General features: G+C 53.7%; 20 protein-coding genes. 7 read left to right on the forward strand and 13 right to left on the reverse strand.

Features of this window, described 5'->3' with window-relative positions; genetic code table 11:
• Position 1: 1 nt before the first annotated feature.
• From nagK to AC2FC2_RS03090, 5 genes are all read right to left on the reverse strand, one after another.
• Entirely contained in the window at positions 2–922 is a 921-nt protein-coding gene (gene nagK, locus AC2FC2_RS03070; protein ID WP_209632861.1) for an N-acetylglucosamine kinase, read from the reverse strand.
• Positions 923–977: 55 nt separating this feature from the next.
• Positions 978–2,225 carry a lipoprotein-releasing ABC transporter permease subunit LolE gene (gene lolE, locus AC2FC2_RS03075; protein ID WP_209632860.1) on the reverse strand — a complete coding sequence of 416 codons (1,248 nt, stop codon included), beginning with the start codon at positions 2,223–2,225 and terminating at the stop codon, positions 978–980.
• Positions 2,225–2,929, reverse strand: a complete 705-nt coding sequence (gene lolD, locus AC2FC2_RS03080; protein ID WP_404759774.1) for a lipoprotein-releasing ABC transporter ATP-binding protein LolD — start codon at positions 2,927–2,929, stop codon at positions 2,225–2,227. The genes lolE and lolD overlap by 1 nt, the downstream gene beginning before the upstream one ends.
• A complete protein-coding gene (gene lolC / locus AC2FC2_RS03085) occupies positions 2,922–4,124 on the reverse strand; it encodes a lipoprotein-releasing ABC transporter permease subunit LolC (protein WP_265556979.1) in 1,203 nt (400 codons plus the stop codon). Before lolC ends, lolD begins: the two co-directional genes overlap by 8 nt.
• Before the next feature lie 117 nt (positions 4,125–4,241).
• On the reverse strand, positions 4,242–4,883 hold the full coding sequence (locus AC2FC2_RS03090; protein WP_209632857.1) for a helix-turn-helix transcriptional regulator: 642 nt from the start codon (positions 4,881–4,883) through the stop codon (positions 4,242–4,244).
• 86 nt (positions 4,884–4,969) lie between these two features.
• Between AC2FC2_RS03090 and AC2FC2_RS03095 the strand changes: the two genes are divergently transcribed.
• On the forward strand, positions 4,970–5,953 hold the full coding sequence (locus AC2FC2_RS03095; protein ID WP_490658703.1) for a threo-3-hydroxy-L-aspartate ammonia-lyase: 984 nt from the start codon (positions 4,970–4,972) through the stop codon (positions 5,951–5,953).
• 151 nt (positions 5,954–6,104) lie between these two features.
• The gene (mfd, locus tag AC2FC2_RS03100) at positions 6,105–9,584 is read left to right on the forward strand and encodes a transcription-repair coupling factor (RefSeq protein ID WP_490658704.1); all 3,480 of its coding nucleotides are present in this window, start codon (positions 6,105–6,107) and stop codon (positions 9,582–9,584) included.
• Between the two features lie 32 nt (positions 9,585–9,616).
• On the opposite strand, the gene AC2FC2_RS03105 is transcribed toward mfd, so the two are convergent.
• Positions 9,617–10,717 (reverse strand): GGDEF domain-containing protein, encoded by a 1,101-nt coding sequence (locus AC2FC2_RS03105; protein ID WP_490658705.1) that lies wholly within the window; start codon positions 10,715–10,717, stop codon positions 9,617–9,619.
• A 201-nt stretch (positions 10,718–10,918) separates the two neighbouring features.
• Between AC2FC2_RS03105 and AC2FC2_RS03110 the strand changes: the two genes are divergently transcribed.
• Both AC2FC2_RS03110 and dauA read left to right on the forward strand, forming a co-directional pair.
• Positions 10,919–11,404: a heme-degrading domain-containing protein gene (locus AC2FC2_RS03110; RefSeq protein WP_209632853.1), complete on the forward strand. Its 486-nt coding sequence runs from the start codon at positions 10,919–10,921 to the stop codon at positions 11,402–11,404.
• A gap of 230 nt (positions 11,405–11,634) precedes the next feature.
• A complete protein-coding gene (gene dauA / locus AC2FC2_RS03115) occupies positions 11,635–13,323 on the forward strand; it encodes a C4-dicarboxylic acid transporter DauA (RefSeq protein WP_490658706.1) in 1,689 nt (562 codons plus the stop codon).
• A gap of 74 nt (positions 13,324–13,397) precedes the next feature.
• Here dauA and kdsA read toward each other — a convergent pair whose 3' ends face one another.
• The 7 genes from kdsA to AC2FC2_RS03150 all read right to left on the reverse strand — a co-directional run bounded on the left by kdsA (position 13,398) and on the right by AC2FC2_RS03150 (position 20,388).
• A complete protein-coding gene (kdsA, locus tag AC2FC2_RS03120; protein WP_265556988.1) occupies positions 13,398–14,252 on the reverse strand; it encodes a 3-deoxy-8-phosphooctulonate synthase in 855 nt (284 codons plus the stop codon).
• A 33-nt stretch (positions 14,253–14,285) separates the two neighbouring features.
• Positions 14,286–15,095, reverse strand: coding sequence for an invasion regulator SirB1 (gene sirB1 / locus AC2FC2_RS03125; RefSeq protein WP_490658707.1), 810 nt, complete (start codon positions 15,093–15,095; stop codon positions 14,286–14,288).
• On the reverse strand, positions 15,092–15,490 hold the full coding sequence (locus AC2FC2_RS03130) for a SirB2 family protein (protein ID WP_490658708.1): 399 nt from the start codon (positions 15,488–15,490) through the stop codon (positions 15,092–15,094). The genes sirB1 and AC2FC2_RS03130 overlap by 4 nt, the downstream gene beginning before the upstream one ends.
• A 176-nt stretch (positions 15,491–15,666) precedes the next feature.
• Positions 15,667–16,503, reverse strand: a complete 837-nt coding sequence (gene prmC / locus AC2FC2_RS03135; RefSeq protein ID WP_265556991.1) for a peptide chain release factor N(5)-glutamine methyltransferase — start codon at positions 16,501–16,503, stop codon at positions 15,667–15,669.
• Positions 16,503–17,588: a peptide chain release factor 1 gene (gene prfA / locus AC2FC2_RS03140; RefSeq protein WP_037420465.1), complete on the reverse strand. Its 1,086-nt coding sequence runs from the start codon at positions 17,586–17,588 to the stop codon at positions 16,503–16,505. Before prfA ends, prmC begins: the two co-directional genes overlap by 1 nt.
• A gap of 31 nt (positions 17,589–17,619) precedes the next feature.
• Positions 17,620–18,882, reverse strand: a complete 1,263-nt coding sequence (hemA, locus tag AC2FC2_RS03145; protein ID WP_209632846.1) for a glutamyl-tRNA reductase — start codon at positions 18,880–18,882, stop codon at positions 17,620–17,622.
• A gap of 333 nt (positions 18,883–19,215) precedes the next feature.
• Positions 19,216–20,388 carry an acyltransferase family protein gene (locus tag AC2FC2_RS03150; RefSeq protein ID WP_490658709.1) on the reverse strand — a complete coding sequence of 391 codons (1,173 nt, stop codon included), beginning with the start codon at positions 20,386–20,388 and terminating at the stop codon, positions 19,216–19,218.
• 487 nt (positions 20,389–20,875) lie between these two features.
• Between AC2FC2_RS03150 and lolB the strand changes: the two genes are divergently transcribed.
• The 3 genes from lolB to prs all read left to right on the forward strand — a co-directional run bounded on the left by lolB (position 20,876) and on the right by prs (position 23,482).
• Positions 20,876–21,499, forward strand: a complete 624-nt coding sequence (gene lolB, locus AC2FC2_RS03155) for a lipoprotein insertase outer membrane protein LolB (RefSeq protein ID WP_209632845.1) — start codon at positions 20,876–20,878, stop codon at positions 21,497–21,499.
• Positions 21,496–22,362, forward strand: a complete 867-nt coding sequence (gene ispE / locus AC2FC2_RS03160) for a 4-(cytidine 5'-diphospho)-2-C-methyl-D-erythritol kinase (protein WP_209632844.1) — start codon at positions 21,496–21,498, stop codon at positions 22,360–22,362. The genes lolB and ispE overlap by 4 nt, the downstream gene beginning before the upstream one ends.
• Before the next feature lie 172 nt (positions 22,363–22,534).
• Entirely contained in the window at positions 22,535–23,482 is a 948-nt protein-coding gene (gene prs, locus AC2FC2_RS03165; RefSeq protein WP_041414469.1) for a ribose-phosphate diphosphokinase, read from the forward strand.
• Positions 23,483–23,581 lie beyond the last annotated feature (99 nt).

Consider the following 23,581-nt stretch of genomic DNA (forward strand, 5'->3'; position numbering starts at 1 on the left):
CTTACTTTTCCCTGTGAACCAAATTGAGGAACGCAGCCCCACGTACGCCACCCGCGTCCCCATAGCGCGCTTTTTCAATTCGTGGCAACTTGGCCACACGCAACAGATGCGCGGGTAAACGCTCGGGTAACGCCTGGTAGATGGCTTCAAAATTCGATAACCCGCCACCAATCACCACCAGATGTGGATCAATAATGGTCAGTAAATTGCCCAGGCATATCGCCAGAACATCCATAAAACGTTCGACATGAGCCACCGCCTGCGGCTCACCCGACTGATAATGCGCAATAATCTGCTGTGCAGGCAAGTGCTGCTGATAAAAGTGGGCGTACATCCACTCAAAACCGCGACCAGAAATGTAATTTTCGATGCAACCTTGATGGCCGCAGCCACAAGGAACGCGAGGTATATCATGCCCCAGCACGTCAAGCGCATCCACCGGCAGGCGGAAATGGCCAAATTCGCCAGCAATATAGTTACGCCCGGAGACCACTTTGCCGTCGACGATCAACCCGCCGCCCACCCCGGTGCCAAGGATAATGCCCAACACCGTTGGATAGTGACGGAACTCGTCGTCCCAGGCCTCCGACAGCGCAAAACAGTTGGCGTCGTTATCAATACGCACGTCACGACCAATCAGCTCAGCCAGATCCAGTGGTAAACGTTGCCCCATTGCCGCCGGTACGTTAGCTGTGAATACCGTACCATCATCGTCGTTGGGCAGCCCCGGAATGCCGATACCCACCATTCCCTGTTGGCCACAGAACGCATCCGCCTCAAAGGTCAGATCGCGCAACGTTGCCAGCAGCTGCTGATAATCGTCACGCGGTGTCGGCACCCTTTTTTGCCAAATGCGTTGCAGGTCTGCATCAAACACGCCCAGCTCAATCTTGGTGCCGCCCATATCGAAACCGTAGTACATAACCCACCCTTAGGCTAAAAAAATGGGGCGGCATCGCTGCCTCCCCTGATTTTGATTATTGACCGCTCAATACGCGTGCCGGATCAATACGGCTGGCACGCCTGGCTGGATACCAACTTGCCAACAGGCTGAGCACCAACGCCGTCACCAGTACAATCAACACGTCCAGCCAGTGCAACTCAGAAGGCAGGAAGTCGATGAAGTAGATATCGCCCGACAGGAATGAATGCCCCATCAGTTTTTCCACTCCTTTAATGATGTTGGTCAGTTGCAACGACGCGATAACCCCCACCACGACCCCGCTGACGCTGCCCACCAGCCCGGCCAGCAGGCCGTACCAGATAAAGATGGCGCGAATAAAGCCGTCTTTGGCACCCAGAGTACGCAGCACCGCAATATCACCGCTCTTGTCTTTCACCGCCATCACCAGCGTGGAGACGATATTGAAACAGGCGACGCCGATCACCAGCACCATTGCCAGATACATGATGGCGCGAATCATCTGAATATCACGGTACATGTAGCCATAGGTACCAATCCAGCTCTTGATATAAACATAAGCGTTGGTGACTTCGCCCGCATCGCGCACCAGCTTGTTGGCGGCAAACACATCGTTAACCTTGATGGCAATCCCCGTCACGCTATCGCCCATATCCAGATATTGCTGAGCGTCGGCCAGGGGCACCATCGCCAGGCTGTGATCGAGCTGGCCACTGAGCTGCAAAATACCCGTTACGTGCAAACGGATACGCTTCGGTTGCAACAGCTTCATTTGCGGATCGCTGTTAGGGATCATCACCGTCACATAGCTGCCCTGCTTGACGCCCAATGCATCAGCAACGCCCTTACCCAGGATCACCTGCTGCTCACCGCTTTTAAAATTAGCCCAGGCATCGCCTTGGACGTATTTCGGCAACGCACTGAGTTGGTTTTCCTGCTGCGGATCAACCCCTTTGACCCCGACCGCACGCAGTTGCGCGCCATTTTCCATCAGGCCGGTAAAGTTAATATAAGGCGCGGCAGCCGCTATGCCTGGCACTTTTTCTACCCGTTGCAGAATCGACGGCCAATCTTTAAATGGCTGTTTCACCGGTTCGATTTCGCCATGGGGTACCACGGCCAAAATACGGTTTTTCAGTTCACGCTCAAAACCATTCATCGCGCTCAGGCCAACAATCAGCACGGCAACGCCCAAGGCGATACCGATGGTGGAGATCACCGAGATCAACGACACCATGCCACCGCGCTTGCGCCCTCGGCTGAAACGCAGAGCCGTCAGAAAGGAAAGTGACGCACCCGCCATTACTCAGCCCCCAACAGGGTCAACTGGGCCTGCAGATGGCCGTCGGCCATTTCCAATTGGCGGCTAAGACGCTTCGCCAGTTGCAGGTCATGGGTTACCACCAGGAACGCCGTACCCTGGCGCACGTTCAACTCACCGAGCAGATCAAAGATGCTGTCGGCCGTACGTTTATCCAAATTACCGGTCGGCTCATCCGCTAACACCAACGACGGGTTATTCACCAACGCACGCGCAATGGCCACGCGCTGGCGCTCACCGCCGGACAATTCTGAAGGCCGGTGCTTGCTGCGTTTTGCCAACCCGACCGCCGCCAGCATCTCCAGCGCTTTTTCTTGCGCCTGTGCCGGCTTTATACCGCCGATCAACAGCGGCATTGCGGCGTTTTCCAGTGCAGTAAAGTCCGGCAACAGATGGTGGAACTGATAGATGAAACCAAGCTGGCGGTTGCGCAGCTCGGCTTTGGCCGCCGAAGACAAGGTATTCATTGACTGACCTTTGTAGATCACCTCGCCGGAGGTTGGGGAGTCCAGCCCCCCCAACAGGTGCAATAAGGTACTTTTGCCGGAGCCTGAACTACCGACAATCGCCATCATCTCGCCCGGCTGCATAGAAAAACTGACATTGCGCAGTACGTCGGTATGCAGGTTGCCTTCCTGATAGGTCTTACACAGGTTGTCGCACTGCAACAAAAGATGGTTACTCATAACGTAAAGCCTCAGCGGGTTGTACGGCGGCAGCGCGCCATGAAGGGTAAAGCGTGGACAACAGGGAAACCGCCATCGCCGCCACGGCAATGATCGTCACCTGCAACGGGTCAACCGCCACCGGCAACGATGCGCCGTCAATCAATGCGCCGAGAATCGGCATCAGATTATTCAGGTTGGTGGCCAGTAGCACGCCTAACAGCGTGCCGAGCAACGAGCCGATAATGCCCGCACTCGCGCCCTGCACCATAAACACCGCCATGATTTGTCGACGTGTCAGGCCCTGTGTTTGCAAAATGGCGACTTCACCCTGCTTTTCCATAACCAGCAGACCGAGTGACGTAATAATGTTGAACGCCGCCACTGCCACGATCAGGCTGAGCAGCAGCCCCATCATGTTTTTCTCCATGCGCACCGCCTGGAACAACTCGCCTTTACGTTCGCGCCAGTCTTTCCATTCGGTGCCCTGAGGCAATTTTTGTTGGCTCAGCGTATCAACCGTCAGCGGCTGTTGCAGGAACAAACGCCACCCCGTGATATTACCTGCCGGATAGCGCAGCAGGCGTGAAGCGTCCTGCTGATTGACCAGCATCTGGGTACCATCAACTTCACTGTTCGCATGGAAAGTGCCGACCACAGTAAACAGACGTTGAATGGGAATGCGGCCCATCGGCGTAAATTGGCTGGCGCTCGGCACCATCACCCGCAGCGGGTCGCCGCGTTTGACGCCAAGCTGCCCGGCAAGCTGTTCGCCAAGGATGATATTGTACTGGCCCGGCTGTAACAGCTGCTGTTTGACGTTCACCAGAAACGGCGTCAAGGGATCAGCTTCGTCCGGGTTTACCCCTAACATAACTCCGACCGCCACGCTGCGAGCGCTTTGCAGCACCACGTCACCGGTGGTTAACGGTGCAACGCGGCTAACGCCCTGCAGCCCCTGCGCCACCGAGGCAGGAATTTGTTGCGGGTTGATCGACCCCTGAGGGCTAGTGATCAACGCCTGCGGCATCAGGCCGAGAATATTGTTCTCCAGATCCTTTTCAAAACCGTTCATCACCGACAATACGGTGACCAACGCCATCACCCCCAGCGTAATGCCGATGGTGGAAAGCCAGGAAACAAACCGCCCGAAGCGATCTGAGGCCCGCCCGCGCATATAGCGCAGGCCAATGAATAACGCGACAGGTTGATACATGAAATCCGTTTTGTGGCCGTAGCTTAAGCAAAGTGATCAAGGATAATAAAGGCTATACCTCGTTTAGGGAACCACCCTGACGCCTTTTATTCCGCCGTTCGGGCTAACCGCAGCAGGTCACCCGGCATCTCGCTTTAACAGGTTGTAAACCGAGACCCGCGAAATACCCAATGCTTCCGCGGCCATAGTGGCCGCACCACGCAGTTGCAGATAGCCCTGCTGCTTAAGCAATTGGATCACCTGAAAACGCTGTTCGGAAGAGAGCGCGCGCGGCGCAGTGGCACACGAGGCCGCAAAAGTGTTGATCACTGAGGCGATGTCCGACAATGAACGCGCGCCCTCGTCAGCAACCTGCGGCGCGCTCTGCACCACCGCAGTCAGCTGTTGCAGGATGGCGTTGACGCTGTTGAAGATTGAAACATCCAGGTTGAGGCAGATGGCTGCTACATAAACCCCCTGGCTGTTACGCAAGCCGATTGACGTGCTCTTGGCCGGCCGACCGTCGGGGAAAGCATTGGCATAGTTCTGTACCACATCAGGGAAATCCGGCGAGGCAATACGTTCCAGCCCCATTTCGCTGGCAGCATCGCCAATACTGCGGTTAGACAGATTATTGGCGATGGCGACAATGGCTCGCCCTGGTTGCGTGAGATCATGCAGCACCACTTCGCAGCTCGGTGCAAACATGGCCCCCAGCGCCTGAACTATTTTTTCCGCTTCACGCAGCAACAGTGCGTTTTCCTGCTTGATATCACTCATCAACTTAACCATTTGACAATAACTTTACAAAGAGTAAATTAAAATCTCCGGGTAATCAATCAACCTTTCACCAGCGCGAGGTCGTCATGAGTTCAACTCCCCACTGCATCACCGCCGCCGATATCTCTACCGCCGCAGAAATTCTGGCTGGACATGCCATCCGTACACCGGTGATGACATCTCGGCAGGCCGATAACCTCACCGGTGCGCAGCTGTTCTTCAAGTGTGAAAATTTCCAACGCGTAGGCGCCTTCAAGTTTCGCGGTGCCTATAACGCCATTGCCCAATTGAGTGCTGCGCAACGCAAAGCGGGCGTGATTGCCTTTTCCTCAGGTAACCATGCCCAGGCAATGGCACTGGCGGCACGCGAACTTGGGGTCAATGTGACCATTGTGATGCCGCACGACGCACCGGCAACCAAGCTGGCGGCAACCCGCGGTTACGGTGCCAACGTGGTGATTTACCAGCGCCACAGCGAAGACCGTGAAGCCATTACCCAACGGCTGGCTGCTGAACACCGCCTGACGATAGTGCCCCCCTACGATTACCCGCAGGTGATTGCAGGCCAGGGCACCGCCACCAAAGAACTGATTGAGGACATCGGGCCACTGGATGTGCTGTTGGTGTGCACCGGTGGCGGTGGTCTACTGGCCGGTAGCGCGGTTGCAGCCAAACACTGGTCACCGCACTGTCGGGTGTTCGGCGTTGAACCGCAGGCAGGCAACGACGTGCAACAGGCGTTTCGCAGTGGCCAACCGGTACACATCCCCGTACCGAAAACGATTGCCGACGGCGCTCAGACCCAGCAGGTGGGTGCGCTGACATTCCCTATCATTCAAGAGTACGTTGACGATATTTTGACGGTCAGTGACCCGCAACTCTGCCGGCAGATGCGTTTCTTTATGGAACGGATGAAAATGGTGGTCGAACCGACCGGTTGCCTGGCCGCAGCGGCAGCAATGAATTCGCTACTGGATCTGCGCGGCAAAAAAGTGGGGGTGATCGTCAGCGGCGGTAACGTTGACGTCGATAAAATCCACGACTATCTCGCCCTGGCTACACAAGAGTAATGCCATTGAGTGGTTAAACATTCGCCATTAGACCGCCGCGCCGCGCTTTTATCTATGTCAGTTTATTGCCCAGTGGGCTAGTATTACCGGCTAAAGGCGCGGTGTTATTTCTGCCGGGGCGAAATTTAATACATTGATTAAAGATACCTTAATGAGCATCTCCGATAACCCTAAGCGTGCTGCATCCTCATCCTCCCGTTATTCTTTGCCTGAGCGTGCTGGTGACTTGCGCCAGTTGGGGCAACTGACCGGCTCGGCCTGCGCCGTAGAGTGCGCCGAGATCATCGAACGACATAACGGGCCGGTGATGTTGATCGCCCCGGACATGCAAAATGCCCTGCGGCTGCGCGACGAAATTCAGCAGTTTACCGATCAAATGGTGACCACTCTGTCGGACTGGGAAACCCTCCCCTACGACAGCTTCTCACCGCATCAGGAAATCATCTCCGCACGCCTGTCGAGCCTGTACCACTTGCCGACCATGGTGCGCGGCGTCATTATCCTGCCGGTCAATACGCTGATGCAGCGTGTTTGCCCGCACGAATTCCTGCACGGCCACGCGCTGGTCATGAAAAAAGGCCAGCGCCTGTCACGCGACAAACTGCGTGCCCAACTCGAGCAAGCGGGCTACCGCAGTGTCGATCAGGTGATGGAGCACGGTGAGTTCGCCACGCGCGGCGCGTTACTTGATCTGTTCCCGATGGGGAGCGAAGAGCCCTATCGCATCGATTTCTTCGACGATGAAATCGACAGCCTGCGCACCTTTGATGTCGACAACCAGCGCACACTGAGCGAAGTCGACGCGATCAACCTGCTACCGGCCCATGAGTTCCCAACCGATAAAAATGCCATCGAGCTGTTCCGCAGCCAGTGGCGCGAGCAGTTTGAAGTGCGCCGCGACGCCGAACATATTTATCAACAGGTGAGTAAAGGCACCTGGCCTGCCGGTATCGAATACTGGCAGCCGCTGTTCTTCAACCAACCGCTGCCGTCGCTGTTCAGCTACCTGCCAGGCAATACGCTGATCGTCAATACCGGCAATCTGGAAAGCGCCGCCGAACGCTTCTGGCAGGACGTTAACCAACGTTTCGAGAGCCGCCGTGTCGATCCGATGCGCCCACTGCTGGCGCCGGACAGCCTGTGGCTGAGGGTTGATGCATTGTTTAGCGAGTTAAAAGCCTGGCCGCGCATGGCGCTAAAAACCGAGGAATTGCCTGCCAAGGCCGGTAACACCAATCTGGATTACCGCGCCCTGCCGGATCTGGCGGTGCAGGCCCAGCAGAAAGCCCCCTTGGACAATCTGCGCCGCTTTATTGAAAGCTTTGACGGCAGCGTTATCTTCTCAGTGGAAAGTGAAGGTCGCCGGGAAACGCTGCAAGACCTGCTAGGCCGCATCAAGCTCGGCACCTCGTTGATCCAGCATCTCGATCAGACCGAGCCGGCCGGCCGTTACATGATGGTCGGGGCTTCCGAACGCGGCTTCCTCGACGGTATGCGTAACCGGGCCCTGATCTGCGAAAGCGATCTGCTCGGCGAACGCGTCAGCCGCCGTCGGCAGGACAACCGACGGACCATTAATACCGACGTTCTGATCCGCAACCTGGCAGAACTGCACCCGGGTCAACCGGTGGTACATCTGGAGCATGGCGTTGGGCGCTACGTGGGGTTAACCACGCTGGAGGCCGGTGGCATCAAGGCCGAATACCTGATCTTGTCCTATGCCGGTGAAGACAAACTGTACGTACCGGTTTCTTCATTGCATCTGATCAGCCGCTATGCGGGTGGCGCAGACGAAAATGCCCCGCTGCATAAACTGGGCGGTGATGCCTGGTCGCGCGCACGACAGAAAGCGGCCGAGCGGGTACGGGACGTGGCAGCAGAGCTGTTGGATATCTACGCCCAACGCGCGGCTAAAACCGGTTTCGCGTTTAAACATAACCGTGAGCAATATCAGCTGTTCTGTCAGAGCTTCCCGTTTGAAACCACACCCGATCAGGAGCAGGCGATCAACGCCGTACTGAGCGACATGTGCCAACCCCTGGCCATGGACCGCCTGGTATGTGGCGATGTCGGCTTCGGCAAAACCGAAGTGGCAATGCGCGCCGCGTTTCTGGCCGTTGAAAACGGCAAACAAGTTGCGGTATTGGTGCCGACAACGCTGTTGGCGCAGCAGCATTTTGACAACTTCCGCGATCGCTTCGCCACCTGGCCAATCCGTATCGAGATGATGTCACGCTTCCGCAGCGCTAAAGAACAGCAGCAAGTGATGGACGACGCCGTTGATGGCAAAGTTGACATTATCATTGGTACCCACAAATTGCTGCAAAGCGAACTGCGCTGGAAAGATCTGGGGCTGCTTATCGTTGACGAAGAGCACCGTTTCGGTGTCCGCCATAAAGAACGCATCAAGGCGATGCGTGCCGATGTGGATATCCTGACGCTGACCGCCACGCCGATCCCGCGCACGCTGAATATGGCCATGAGCGGCATGCGTGACCTGTCCATTATTGCCACCCCACCTGCCCGCCGCCTGGCAGTAAAAACCTTTGTCCGCGAGTACGACAGTTTGGTCGTCCGCGAAGCCATCCTGCGAGAAGTGCTGCGCGGAGGCCAGGTTTACTACCTGTACAACGATGTAGAAAACATCGAAAAGGCAGCAGAAAAACTGGCAGAGTTGGTGCCAGAGGCGCGCATTGCCATCGGTCACGGCCAGATGCGCGAACGCGATTTGGAACGCGTGATGAACGACTTCCACCACCAGCGCTTCAATGTGTTGGTCTGTACCACCATTATTGAAACCGGCATCGATATCCCCAGCGCCAATACCATTATCATTGAGCGTGCGGATCGCTTTGGGCTTGCGCAGTTACACCAGCTACGCGGCCGCGTCGGGCGTTCGCACCATCAAGCTTACGCGTATTTGCTGACGCCAAATCCAAAAGCCATGAGCACCGACGCCCATAAACGCCTGGAGGCCATCGCGTCACTGGAAGATCTGGGTGCCGGCTTTGCGCTAGCCACTCACGATCTTGAGATCCGTGGCGCAGGTGAACTGTTGGGTGAAGATCAAAGCGGCCAGATGACCACCGTCGGTTTTTCACTGTATATGGAACTGTTGGAAAGTGCGGTTGATGCGCTTAAGCATGGACGTGAGCCTTCGCTGGAAGATCTCACCAGCAACCAAACCGAAGTGGAGCTGCGTATGCCAGCCCTCCTGCCGGATGATTTCATCCCCGACGTTAACACCCGCCTGTCGTTCTATAAACGTATTGCCAGCGCGAAAAACGACGGTGAACTGGAAGAGCTGAAAGTGGAGCTGATTGACCGCTTCGGTCTGCTCCCCGATCCGGCACGTAACCTGCTGCAATGTGCGGCTCTGCGTCAACACGCCCAAAAACTGGGTATCAAACGCATAGAAGGTAATGAACGCGGCGGCTTTATTGAGTTTGGTGAGAAGAACCTGGTTGACCCGGGTTATTTGATTGGTCTGCTACAGAGTCATCCGCAAATCTATCGTCTGGATGGACCAACCAAGCTGAAGTTTATGTTGGACTTGGCCGACCGTCAGAAACGCCTGAAGTTTACCGAAGAGTTACTGACCGCGTTCCGCGAGCATACCTTGGCAGCCTGAATCACTCCCCTCCTGTGAATATCAGGAGGGGATCATTCGTGGCGGAAACCCGCACCAAGCGGTGAGAGTTGCATCAGCCGGCTGCACACCACCTGATTTTTCCCCCTGCGTTTGGCGTCATACAGCGCTTCATCCGTGACCTCAATCGCTTTATCAACCACCATACCGGGCAGATACAACGACGCACCGATAGACACCGTGATGTGTGCCTCATCACCGTCGTCCAGTACAAACGCGGTGGCCTCAACGCTACGTCGGATACGCTCCGCTACCCCACCAATCGTCGCCGGATCGTAGCTGGCCGTAATAACAATAAACTCCTCACCGCCATAACGGCCGACGAAATCGTCGCTGCGTACGCTGTTTTTTAACAACGCCCCCACTCGTGCCAACAGTATGTCCCCAACCAAATGGCCATAGGTATCGTTGATGTGTTTGAAATCATCCAAATCGAGGATCATCAACCCACAGGGACGACGCTCCATGTGTTGTAACATCAGTCGGTAGTCCACACTGGCGCGGTTACTGAGATGAGTAAGACTGTCGATGGTGGCTTTATCACGCATAGAGAAATACGCATGAATGTGCCGTTCCTTGAAGTTGATCGCATGGTAGCAAATGGCCAAACACAGGGCAGAAATAGCCTGGTACAGCAATACGTCTGGCCACCGTTCCCACATATCCACAAAAAACCAAACTACCGCGATGCGATACAATGCAATGATGCAAATGGTGAGATAGAACACCCGATTCGTCTTTCTCAACCAAACGCGCGACAGCATTAATGGAAGAATGATCGAGCCGATAAACAGGTTATCAACGGTAAAACCCCCACTCAACACCAGCGACATCAGATAGCAGGCCAGCCCACTGACGGCACCACCATAAAACGTCACTAATATCATCGGGATCATGGCGAAGCTGTAATGCACGTCACCGACCAACTCCAGCTTGTCCTGATTGAGAAAAAAAACCGCCAGGCCAGCCAGCACGCCAAAAAGCAGGCGTTTCCACAGCTCGGAATGGTAGGAAAAGGGGGCGTTCTTGCTGAGAGCAAAATAGCTGATGGACAGTGTGGCATAGGTAATGCAGGCGTCACTATACAAGGCGGGAATTGACACAACGTAAGTCATAAATATTCGCTATGCTCCACGAGAATAACAGGGTGATTAAACAATAAATGTTGAGAACCAATCCCTGTCTCATCCAGCTCAGCATCGGAGATATTACACAGATTAATAATAGATTAGCAGTTCTATGTTATTTCCAAGGTATCTATCCCCTGCGTCCGGTTCAGGATAGTCTGTTAGCGACCAAATGAGGGGGTGACAACCATGAATACTGATGATGAATTGCACGCGCTTACTGAACAGGAAACGGCGTTAGCCTTTAACCATTTTGATCATAATACTGCCTGGGAATTGGGCTCCGCACTGAAATCCGCCGCAGAACAACGCAGCCTGTCGATCGCCATAGAAATCCAGTTGGCGGGGCAGACTCTCTTTTACTATGCCATGCCTGGCACTACCCCTGATATTGCAGACTGGGTGCGGCGTAAACGCAACGTGGTAAACCATTTTCACAAGAGCTCTTATGCTATTGGCCTGCGTTTGCAGCAGCGGCAATCAACACTGGAAGAACGATACGGGCTGAGTGTTCGCGACTATTCGGTTCATGGCGGTGCCTTCCCCGTCAATTTAACGGGTCTCGGCTGCATCGGTACCATCAGCATTTCTGGCGCACCACAGCTGGAAGACCATAATCTGCTGGTTGGCACCTTAGCCCGCTTTCTTGGGTTATCCTTGCCCGCCGTGCATTAAGGGGTAAAAATAGCATTATTCAATTTAGACTGGCCGTTTAAGCCACGGCCAGTCTACTATCGGGTGTTAATCGGCATTCTAAAAGAGTATAACTCCGATTTTTAGCACGGCATTGATGTACATCTATGAATCATTGCCATAACAGGCGTATGGTGTCTATCAGCTATTCGAGACGGACCTTTTCTGGCCCGCCATTCCGTTCTCTTTTATAGACTTGGTTTGCACCTTAGATGAAAACGCATGAAATTAACGGCATCCGGCCGTTCAGCGCGCTGGTAGATGCCTGCTGGCGGGAACCTTACTCTCTGCAACGCCTGCTTAAAGACGCCATTGCCGGCGTTACTGTCGGCATTATCGCCATCCCGTTGGCGATGGCGCTGGCCATTGCCAGCGGCGTCCCCCCTCAATACGGGCTTTACACATCGGCCGTCGCCGGGATTGTGATCGCCATCAGTGGCGGTTCACGCTTTAGCGTGTCCGGCCCTACCGCCGCTTTTGTGGTGATCCTGTACCCCGTATCCCAGCAGTTCGGGCTCTCTGGGTTGTTAATCGCCACGCTGCTTTCCGGCCTGTTTTTGGTGCTGATGGGATTAGCCCGTTTCGGCCGGTTAATTGAATATATACCGCTGTCCGTGACGCTGGGCTTTACCTCCGGTATCGCCATTACCATTGCGACGATGCAGGTGAAGGATTTCTTCGGTCTGCACTTGGCCGTGGTACCTGAACACTATGTGGGTAAGGTTTACGCCCTGTTGCAGGCGTTGCCTACGTTGGACCTTGGCGATACGCTGATCGGTGCAGTGACCCTGCTTATCCTGATCTTCTGGCCGAAACTCGGTCTGCGGGTACCCGGCCATCTGCCGGCCCTGCTGGCAGGTACGGCAGTCATGGGTGTTTTGGCGATGTTTGACCACCCCGTAGCCACTATCGGCTCACGTTTCAGCTACCTGTTGGCCGACGGTACTCAGGGCCAGGGCATCCCACCTATCCTGCCGCAGTTGATGCTCCCCTGGGATCTGCCTGCGGGCGACGGCAACCCCATGGCCCTAAGCTGGCAAACCATCTCCGCTCTGCTGCCAGCGGCATTTTCTATGGCCATGTTGGGCGCCATTGAGTCCTTATTGTGCGCCGTCGTGCTGGACGGTATGACCGGTAAGAAACACAACTCCAATACCGAATTGATTGGTCAGGGTGCCGGCAATATCATCGCCCCCTTCTTTGGTGGCATTACCGCAACCGCCGCCATCGCGCGGTCTGCGGCCAACGTGCGCGCAGGTGCCACCTCGCCGGTATCTGCCATTATCCATGCGCTGCTGGTGTTGCTGGCACTGCTGGTGCTGGCACCCTGGCTTTCCTGGCTGCCACTGGCCGCCATGGCATCACTGCTGCTGATGGTCGCCTGGAACATGAGCGAGGCGCATAAGGTCGTTTATCTGCTTCGACGGGCACCGAAAGATGACATTCTGGTGATGCTGCTGTGCATGTCACTGACCGTACTGTTTGACATGGTGATTGCCATCACCGTAGGCATAGTGCTGGCTTCCCTGCTGTTTATGCGACGTATTGCACGCATGACCCGCCTGAGCGAACTGAGCGCCGAAAACGGCCGCCTGGTGCTGCGCGTAAATGGCCCGTTGTTCTTCGCCGCCGCCGAGCGCATTTTTAATGAACTCCTGGTGCGCAGCGAAAGCTATGACGTGATTGTGTTGCAGTGGGATGCCGTACCGGTGCTGGACGCCGGTGGCCTGGATGCCCTACAGCGCTTTATCGAGGCCCTGCCGCCAGGCAAGCAGTTGGCGATCACCGACATGCCTTTCCAACCATTGAAAACGCTGGCGCGGGCGCGGGTACAACCCATTGAGGGGAGACTGCATTTCTACGCAACGCTACCTGAAGCATTGGCGTCACACGTAGCCTAACAAAACAAAAAGCCCGACAAGTCGGGCTTTAAACCATAGCGGGCGCAGCAGCTACGCCCCTGCAAAGAGCACGTTTAGTTGCTGGTATCCAGCTCTGGGAAGCTCTTCACCAGCTCGTCGATGGCTTTCATCTGCACCAGGAACGGCTCCAGCTTGTCCAGCGGCAATGCCGACGGGCCATCACACTTGGCACTGTTTGGCTCTGGGTGCGCTTCAATGAACAGCCCCGCCAAGCCAACCGCCATACCCGCACGCGCCAACTCGGCAACCTGCGCACGACGGCCGCCGGAAGCTGCGCCAAACGGATCACGCGTTTGCAGCGCATGGGTGACGTCAAAGATCACCGGATGACCACCGGTCACGTTTTTCATTACGTTGATGCCCAGCATGTCGACAACCAGGTTATCGTAGCCAAAGTTACTGCCGCGATCACACAAGATCACCCGATCGTTACCGCCTTCCTTGAACTTGTCGACGATATTACCCATTTGCCCAGGGCTAACGAACTGTGGCTTCTTGACGTTGATCACTGCGCCGGTCTTGGCCATTGCTTCCACCAGGTCGGTCTGGCGAGCCAGGAAAGCGGGCAACTGGATAACGTCAACGACTTCGGACACGGGCTGCGCTTGTGAAGCTTCGTGCACGTCAGTGATGGTTTTCACGCCGAAGGTTTTTTTGATTTCTTCGAAGATTTTCATCCCTTCTTCCAGACCCGGACCGCGGTACGAATGGATAGAAGAACGGTTGGCTTTATCAAAAGAGGCTTTGAAAACGTAAGGGATACCCAGTTTTTGCGTCACGGTGACGTAGTGTTCGCAGATGCGCATCGCCAGATCGCGCGATTCCAACACATTCATACCGCCAAACAGCACAAACGGCAGATCGTTCGCTACGTTGATGTCACCAATGCTAACCACTTTCTGTTTCATGCTTTCGCCTTTGTTGATGTTAAATCAAATGAATTAATGCAGCGTAACCTGTTTCGGTTCAATCGAGTGGATCTGTATTTTGATCACTTCGCTGACCGGATCTTCAGGACACTGTTCGACAAAATAGTTAAGATCGGAAATGGCAATATGGTTGCATTCCAATTGGGCGTAAATCAGCCCGCGATCGCGAATTTCGTAAGGATCATCAGGATCGAAGCACAGCACCGTTTCGCTGGCGCGCAGCGCCATTTCCATCTGTTTTTCTTCCATCAGGGCAGCTTTCAGCGTATCGAGCATCTTACGCACCACCATGACGTTTTCTGACTCATCGAGATCGTCGTCTTCCAACTCGGCGGCCAGACCCAGGTTGCCCTTGATCCACACTTCCAGTTGGTGTTCGTTCAGCGTCTCGCCGTTCAGCGGATTAATCAGCCACATTTCGTCATCCAGCCAGTCTGCTCGCAGGATCAACTGAGTGGGGAAAATTACCGGCAACAGCGGTAAACCCAAGTGCGCGGCAATATGCAGGAAAATGGTGCCAAGTGAAACTGGCGTCCCCTGCCGTCCTTCCAGCACTTTATCCAGCCAGATAGCGTCAGACAGACGATAGACGCCGCTGGCACCACCAAAACCCCAGGTTTTGAAGAACAATTCAATGAGCGCGTCCAGTTGCTGTTCCTGGCTGAGATCCTGCGGCACCGCCGCTCGCGCGTCGTCGACCAGCTGTTGCAGCTTACGTTCGACCTCGACGACGGGGAAATCACGCCGTACGGACTGCGATACCAGGATCACGCCCTCGCTCAGCAGCGAGGTGTTAAATTCAAAATCAGCAATGCTACTCATAAGTATCCCATCAGAAACGGTATTTTCGTCGTGGCAAGTTTAATTATCAGGTACAAACAACCCAACGCCAACACAAACGCCAGTGTGCGCAGGCTCTGGCTTTTGGTCTTTTTGCCCAATGCGACGTAGCCAAGCAGGATATAGATAATAACGCCAAACACCTTTTCGGTCAGCCATGAGTCCATACCCAACAGCGGATAAAACTTGAACATCACAACCAACGCAATGCCACTGACGAACAACACCGTATCATTTATGTGCGGTGTTATCTTCACCCAGCGCTTGTTCATCATAGCCGAATTGCGCCACTTCCAGAAGAAACGCAATACAAACAAGACAATACTGATGGTTACCGTCAACAAATGCAGATGTTTTAACGCCGAGTAGACTGCCATATTGCTTCCTTTTATTTATTCGCTGTGTGCTTATACCCGCCGTCTTTCACGCTGCGGCGTTGTTATCTACATTCACGCATCCCGGTGACTTGCCTGAGCCAACATCAGGAAACGATCGAAACTTGCTGCCGGGTAATACCGTGAAAGCCAGAGGCCAGCGTTTTGTTGGTTTTCAGTTACTGCTGCGGCCATTGACCAAACGTCACCCGATCGTTGTCACCGTAATCACGGCGCGTGGCGATCGAAATAAAACCGGCGGCCTGCAGCAGCGCTCGTACGCTCTCACCTTGCTGCCAGCCATGTTCCAGCAAAAGCCAGCCCTGTGGCTGCAAATGCAGTGGCGCCTGTTGCACAATAGCGGATAAATCTGCCAATCCATGCTGCTGTGCGACCAGCGCACTGCTAGGCTCAAAACGCACGTCGCCCTGTGCCAGGTGTGGATCGGCTGCGTCAATGTACGGAGGATTGCTGGCAATCAAAGCGTACGTTTGGCCTGTCAGGGGCGCAAACCAACTGCCTTGAAGAAATTGCACATTGCCGATCGCCAGCTTCTGCGCATTATGCTGTGCCAGCGCCACCGCCTCAGGCTGCAAATCAACGCCCGTCACGCTACAGTCCGGGCGTTCGCTGGCCAACGCCAGCGCAATGGCGCCAGTGCCGGTACCGAGATCGAGGATGGTGCAAGGGGACGGTGGTAGACGCTCCAACGCCAGTTCTACCAAGCATTCGGTGTCTGGACGAGGGATCAGGGTCGCGGGGGATACCGACAGCGGCAGAGACCAAAACTCCCGCTCGCCGATCAGATACGCCACCGGCTCGCCGCGTTCACGGCGCACCAGCAGCCTTTCCAACTGTTCCTGCTGTTGCTGCGTCAGCAGCGTTTCACCAAACGCCATCAGGAAGGTTCTGGCCCGGCCCGTCACGAAACCCAATAGGATTTCGGCATCACGCCGGGCGCTTTCACTTTGCGTCAGACGGGCAACCGCCGCCCTCAGCCAAGATTGATAATCCATTACTCGGGCTCTGCGGACAGCGCAGCAAGCTGGTCGGCCTGGTATTCCTGCACAATCGGCTGGATCAACATGTCCAGCTTGCCTTCCATGACCTCATCCAGACGGTACAGCGTCAGGTTGATACGGTGGTCGGTCACTCGCCCCTGAGGGAAGTTGTAGGTCCGGTTGCGATCGGAACGGTCGCCGCTACCCAACAGGTTACGGCGCGTTGATGCTTCCGCCTGCTGACGCTTGGCCATCTCGGCAGCACGGATACGTGCGCCCAACACCGACATCGCCTTGGCTTTGTTTTTGTGCTGTGAACGCTCATCTTGGCATTCCACCACAATGCCGGTCGGCAAGTGAGTAATACGGATTGCCGAGTCGGTGGTGTTAACGTGCTGGCCGCCGGCACCAGAAGAACGGAAGGTGTCGATTTTCAGATCGCCCGCGTTGATCTCTGGCAGTTCTGCTTCCGGCACGGCCGGCATGACAGCCACGGTACAGGCAGAGGTATGAATTCGCCCCTGCGACTCGGTTTCCGGTACACGCTGCACGCGGTGACCACCTGATTCAAATTTCAATTGGCCGAAAACGCCGTCGCCAGAAACCTTGGCAATCACTTCTTTATACCCGCCATGCTCACCTTCGTTGGCGCTCATGATCTCGACGCGCCAGCGACGCGTTTCGGCATAACGGCTGTACATACGGAACAGATCGCCGGCAAAGATCGCCGCTTCGTCACCGCCGGTACCGGCACGGACCTCCAGGAAGCAATCGCGCTCGTCATCGGGATCTTTCGGTAAGAGCAGCAGTTGCAACTGCTGCTCCAGCTCTTCCGTCGCCGCCTTGGCCTGCTTCAGCTCTTCCTGCGCCATTTCGCGCATTTCAGGATCGTCCAGCATCATTTCCGCCGTTGCCAGGTCGTCCTGCACCTGACGCCATTCCAGGAAACAGCGGCTAACGTCGGTCAGCTGTGCATATTCGCGCGATAACGCGCGGAACCGATCTTGGTCGGCAATAACGCCGGCATCGCCGAGCAGCGCCTGCACTTCTTCATGGCGCTCTTGTAACGCTTCCAGTTTGGCAACAATAGAAGGCTTCATGCGTGGTATTAAACCCTGTTAAAAGAGAAAACTAATGCTGATCCAGCCCGAGGCTGTCGCGTAATAATTGCAACCGCTCCACGTCGCCATCGCCGGCGGCCTGTTGGAGGGATTTGGTAGGGGCATGAATAAGGCGGTTGGTCAGCCGGTGGGCCAGTTCGTGAATAACCTGTTCCACGTCGGCGCCTTGCGCAATGGCAGCCAAGGCTTTGGTTTCCATTTCTGCACGGATCTGATCGGCCTGCGAACGGTAATCGCGGATGGTTTCCACCGCGCCCTGTGAGCGCAGCCAGGCCATAAAGTTGGTGCTTTCCTGCTGAACGATCGACTCCGCCTGCACTGCCGCGGCCTTGCGCTGCGCCAGATTGCTTTGAATGATGGCGTGCAGATCGTCCACGCTGTACAAATAGGCGTTAGCCAGCTTGCCCACTTCGGGTTCTATATCGCGAGGTACGGCAATATCCACCAACAGCATCGGCTGGTTACGGCGCGCTTTTAGCGCCCGCTCCACCATCCCTTTACCGATGATCGGTAGTGGGCTGGCGGTAGAACTGATAATAATGTCGGCGTCCGCCAAGCGTTCGTCGATCTCCGGCAGCGTAATGACTTCTGCGCCGACTTCATCCGCCAAGAGTTGGGCACGTTCGCGGGTACGGTTAGCGATAATCATGTGCCGTACTTTGTGCTCGCGCAGATGACGCGCCACCAGCTCTATCGTCTCGCCTGCGCCGACAAGCAGCACATTCAGTTCAGCAAGCGATTCGAAGATTTGTCGTGCCAAAGTACAGGCGGCGAAAGCCACGGATACGGCACTGGCACCAATTTCAGTTTCGGTGCGCACGCGTTTGGCAACAGAGAAGGATTTTTGGAACAGACGTTCAAGCTCACCGGACAGTGACTGACCGCGTTGTGATTCAGCAAAGGCTTTTTTTACCTGCCCGAGGATCTGTGGCTCACCCAGTACCAACGAATCCAGCCCACTGGCCACACGCATCAAATGGCTAACTGCGTCATTACCGTGGTGCCAATACAGGCTTTTACTCACTTCTTCCGGGCGCAGATGGTGGTACTCACACAGCCAGGCAACCAGCTGTTCGTGAATATGTTCCTGTTGTTCCACGCTAAGGTAAAGCTCGGTACGGTTGCAGGTAGACAACACGACACCGCCCTGCACCAACGGTTGTTGGAGCAAGCTGGTCAGCGCCTGTTCGATTGACTCTGGAGAGAAGGTCACCCTTTCACGCAGAGAAACCGGAGCGGTTTTGTGATTTATACCTAACGCCAGCAGGGTCATTGCTTCGAGTAATACTTCTTTTGGTACGGGTTCTCGTTGAACGGCATTCTACTTGATGCGCGGGATCAATAAAAGTCACAACCGCATCTTCCGTTCAATCGCTGAAATAGACGACATCAATCGACCATAGCATTGATATTACAAAAAATTATCGTACATTCGTTTAAATTATGCTCACCATAATGATGACGATCCCTACAACTAAGCATAAGCGCATGGGATGTCGTGCTGAAATTATGGACTAAAAGTAACGCCCAAGTGAGATAAATCAAAAAATTCCGACCATGCAACAGCGAAGCTCTCTCTCATAATGCTGAGAAAGCTTCGTAAAATTTAACTCATCTTTCTGATCATACCCAGGTCAGCGATCTTGTTGTAGACGCCCTTCGAAAAACTGATTGAAAAATCATCAACCGGAACTACAAACCTTGCCAACACAATCGTGATTATTACGGATGTTGCCGACACAAATAACATGCTTGCCACTGATGTCGTTGCTAAGTCGCGGGTTAAATAAATGGTTAGTATAATCACCGGGATATGAATGATATAAATAGGAAACGAGAGCCTTCCTAAATACATGAGCGATTTATTTTCCAGCACACGACTAATTAAGCTACTGGTCAACACACCATAGACGATTAAAATCCCAGATAGAAAATTAAGTAAAAGATACGAACGATGATGTAACACTTTAACTATCAGCGTATAGCTTTCGCTATCATTATGTACACCAGCAAAGTATAAACCTACAACCAAAGAAATGAAACCGAGAGCGTTATTCTTATAATTAATGTTAAAAACTGAATAGATAAACCCAAAAAAGAAACAAAGCATTCCCAAGGCAATTGGCACACTAAAAGGTGCCAATGCCACAGATGCAAAAAAAAACATTGACAGTGACAGGAACTTATTCCGTTTGAAAATAATACAGGCCACATAAACAAACAGTGAACCAATCAACTCAATTTTCATCGTCCATAAAACGGGGTTATATATGTGCCCATCCCAAACAGGAAATCCTAAAAATGAACCGATAGCGCCATAAGAAAAAGCACCAATTAACGATGGGTCAGACGTCAAAAATTGACTCAACCAGCCATTCATGCCTAGCGAGCTTTGCGGAGCTGCCGATATAAAGAACAAAACAGCAAACATAAGCAAACAAGAGAAAGTGGCCGGTATCGCTAATCTAAAATATCGCGTAAAAGACGTTAACAGATAATACTCATCATTTTTCTTATCTATATTATGGGACAATACAATCCCACTCATAACAAAAAAAACATAAACTGCAGAAGAACCAGAAAATAGAAAACCAAACACGGAATTATGAATATAACTCTGTACCGAAAATGCCGCAGGAATCACATCACCAGAAAAATTATGCAAGTATATAAAGTAGATAAGTGACAGATGAGAAAATACCACTACCAAACTAGCCAGCCCTCTAACAGAATCAAGGCATTTGAGTTTTGACGGCTCTTTTTTAATCAAAATTTCCACAGAAAACCCCTAAAAAGATATCCATGGGAATATTAGTACAGAAATTTAATTGGGCCATTTGAAAGAGGGAGGGTTAACAATGAAAATATTTTTTATTTTTAAAAAAAACAAGATAAAAAATGATAAAACATAAAATAAACAACAAATTGCATGCAAATAAAAACACACGTACCGAGACTAAATACTAAGGTATTTCTTAATAGATTCCTTTTTTTTAGGAATTAACTTAGACAAATCGTATAGTGACGCTAGTCAGCCCAGCTAGACTTGAAAGATGGTATGGTAGGCTGCACCAGATTTGCGCAAGCAAACCGTTTTCAAAGCCTGCATTGTTCGTTTTAATGCGCAAACTGACAGTATTTTATACTTCTATGCCGTCATTCATAGCGCATGATTATTGACGTGTTGCTGTCGCCCCGCTAGCGTAAACGGTGATACCACGGTTTCGCTGTGCGTGCCCGTAAGGACAAAAGGACAAGAGAAAGTTATGCCAATCCGCAAAGTTAGTTTGCTACGCCTGATCCCGCTGGCCAGCCTGGTGCTGGCTGCCTGTACCACCACCAAACCGTCAGGCCCGGCAACCAGCCCAACGTCGCCGCAGTGGCGAGCCCATGAACAAGCGGTGCAACAGCTTGATCAGTATCAGACCCGTGGCTCTTTTGCCTATCTGTCAGACCAGAAAAAAGTCTACGCTCGTTTCTTCTGGCAACAGTATTCACCTGAACGTTATCGCCTGCTGCTGACCAACCCGCTTGGCAGCACTGAGCTTGATCTCAACGTACAGAAAAACGTGGTGCAGTTGACGGATAACCAAGGCAAACGCTATGTCAGTGACAATGCCGAAGAGATGATCCGCAAACTGACCGGCATGGCCATTCCGCTGGACAACCTGCGCCAATGGATGCTCGGTCTGCCAGGTGAAGCCAACGACTTCAAGCTGGATGACCAATACCGTTTGAACTCGCTGAGTTACCAGCAAGGCAGCCAGACCTGGACCGTGGACTACCAGGATTACAACAACAGCCTCACACCACAGTTACCAAGCCGCCTCGAGCTGAAACAGGGTGACCAACGCATCAAGCTGAAAATGGATAATTGGACACTCAAATGATCCGTCAGTGGCCAGCACCCGCTAAACTCAATTTGTTTTTATACATCACTGGGCAACGCGCCGACGGTTATCACCTGCTGCAGACGCTGTTCCAATTTTTGGATTACGGCGACACGCTGACCATCGACGTGCGGCAGGATGAACATATCCGCCTGCTGACGCCTGTCGAAGGCGTGCCGGACGAACAAAACCTGATCGTCCGAGCTGCACGGTTATTGCAGCAGTATTGCGATCGCCACGAACTGAACACCGCCCCGCGCGGTGCCGACATCAGCATCGAGAAACGCCTGCCGATGGGGGGCGGGCTCGGCGGCGGCTCCTCCAATGCAGCCACGGTATTGGTGGCGTTGAACGCACTGTGGCACTGCGGCTTGAGCGATGACCAATTAGCGGAACTGGGGCTGACCCTCGGTGCCGATGTGCCGGTTTTCGTTCGGGGTCATGCCGCGTTTGCCGAAGGTATTGGTGAACAATTACAACCGGCGAACCCGCAAGAAAAGTGGTATTTGGTTGCCCATCCGGGCGTCAGCATCCCTACCCCCGTCATTTTTGGTGATGCCGATTTAAAAAGAGACACCCCGGTTCGCCCGTTAAATGTGCTGTTACAGGCAACTTACGCAAATGATTGCGAACCAATAGCAAGAAAACGTTTTCGCGAGGTTGAACAGCTTGTTTCTTGGCTGTTAGAATACGCGCCGTCACGCCTGACTGGCACAGGTGCTTGTGTGTTTGCTGAATTCGACACAGAAACCGCCGCCCGTCAGGTGTTAAATCAAGCCCCGGAGTGGATACGTGGTTTTGTAGCGCGTGGCGTTAACGTCTCTCCACTACATCGCATTCGTTCCGGGCAGATTGAGCCGTAGTTCTCGTTTCGCTGCGCAGAGTCGTTCACACCTGGCCCTGTAATCCCTGCGCCGCTGCGGTTCAAATTGTTTTTTTACACACCCGTATGATATTGCGCCGGCGTCGCTAACTGCCCCTTAGCGGAGGCCGAATGACAATATCTTCTCTGGACGCATGCCTGAGGTTCTTCTCGTGCCTGATATGAAGCTTTTTGCTGGTAACGCCACCCCGGAACTAGCACAACGTATTGCCAACCGTTTGTACACCAGCCTTGGTGACGCCGCTGTAGGTCGTTTTAGCGACGGCGAAGTGAGCGTGCAAATCAACGAAAATGTACGCGGCGGTGATATTTTCATCATCCAGTCCACCTGTGCCCCTACCAACGACAACCTGATGGAACTGGTTGTTATGGTAGATGCCCTGCGTCGCGCCTCCGCAGGTCGTATTACTGCTGTTATCCCTTACTTCGGTTATGCCCGCCAGGATCGCCGCGTGCGTTCTGCTCGTGTGCCAATCACGGCCAAAGTTGTCGCCGATTTCCTCTCCAGTGTAGGGGTTGACCGCGTTTTGACGGTGGATCTGCACGCTGAACAGATCCAAGGCTTCTTCGATGTTCCGGTAGATAACGTGTTCGGTAGCCCGATCCTGCTGGAAGACATGCTGCAACAGAATCTGGAAAACCCAATCGTGGTTTCCCCAGATATCGGTGGCGTAGTGCGCGCCCGCGCTATCGCCAAACTGCTTAACGATACCGATATGGCTATCATCGATAAACGCCGCCCACGTGCGAACGTTTCCCAGGTGATGCACATCATTGGTGACGTGGCAGGCCGTGACTGCGTGCTGGTCGACGACATGATCGACACCGGTGGTACCTTGTGTAAAGCAGCTGAAGCGTTGAAAGAACGCGGTGCCAAGCGCGTATTTGCCTACGCGACACACCCGATCTTCTCCGGTAACGCTGTGGAAAACATTCGCAACTCGGTGATCGATGAAGTGATTGTCTGCGACACCATTCCGTTGTCACCAGAAATCAAAGCACTGAAAAACGTACGTACTCTGACGCTGTCTGGCATGCTGGCTGAAGCCATCCGCCGTATCAGCAATGAAGAGTCAATTTCTGCAATGTTCGAGCATTAATCACTTCTCTTTTCGGTGCGGCACCCTGCCGCATCGTCTTGATGAGTTGCCCGACAGCAGAAAAAGAAAAACCCGTTGGTGCATATGCAGCAACGGGTT

The sequence above is a fragment of the Serratia sp. CoH_122_TC_1 genome (assembly GCF_058191755.1).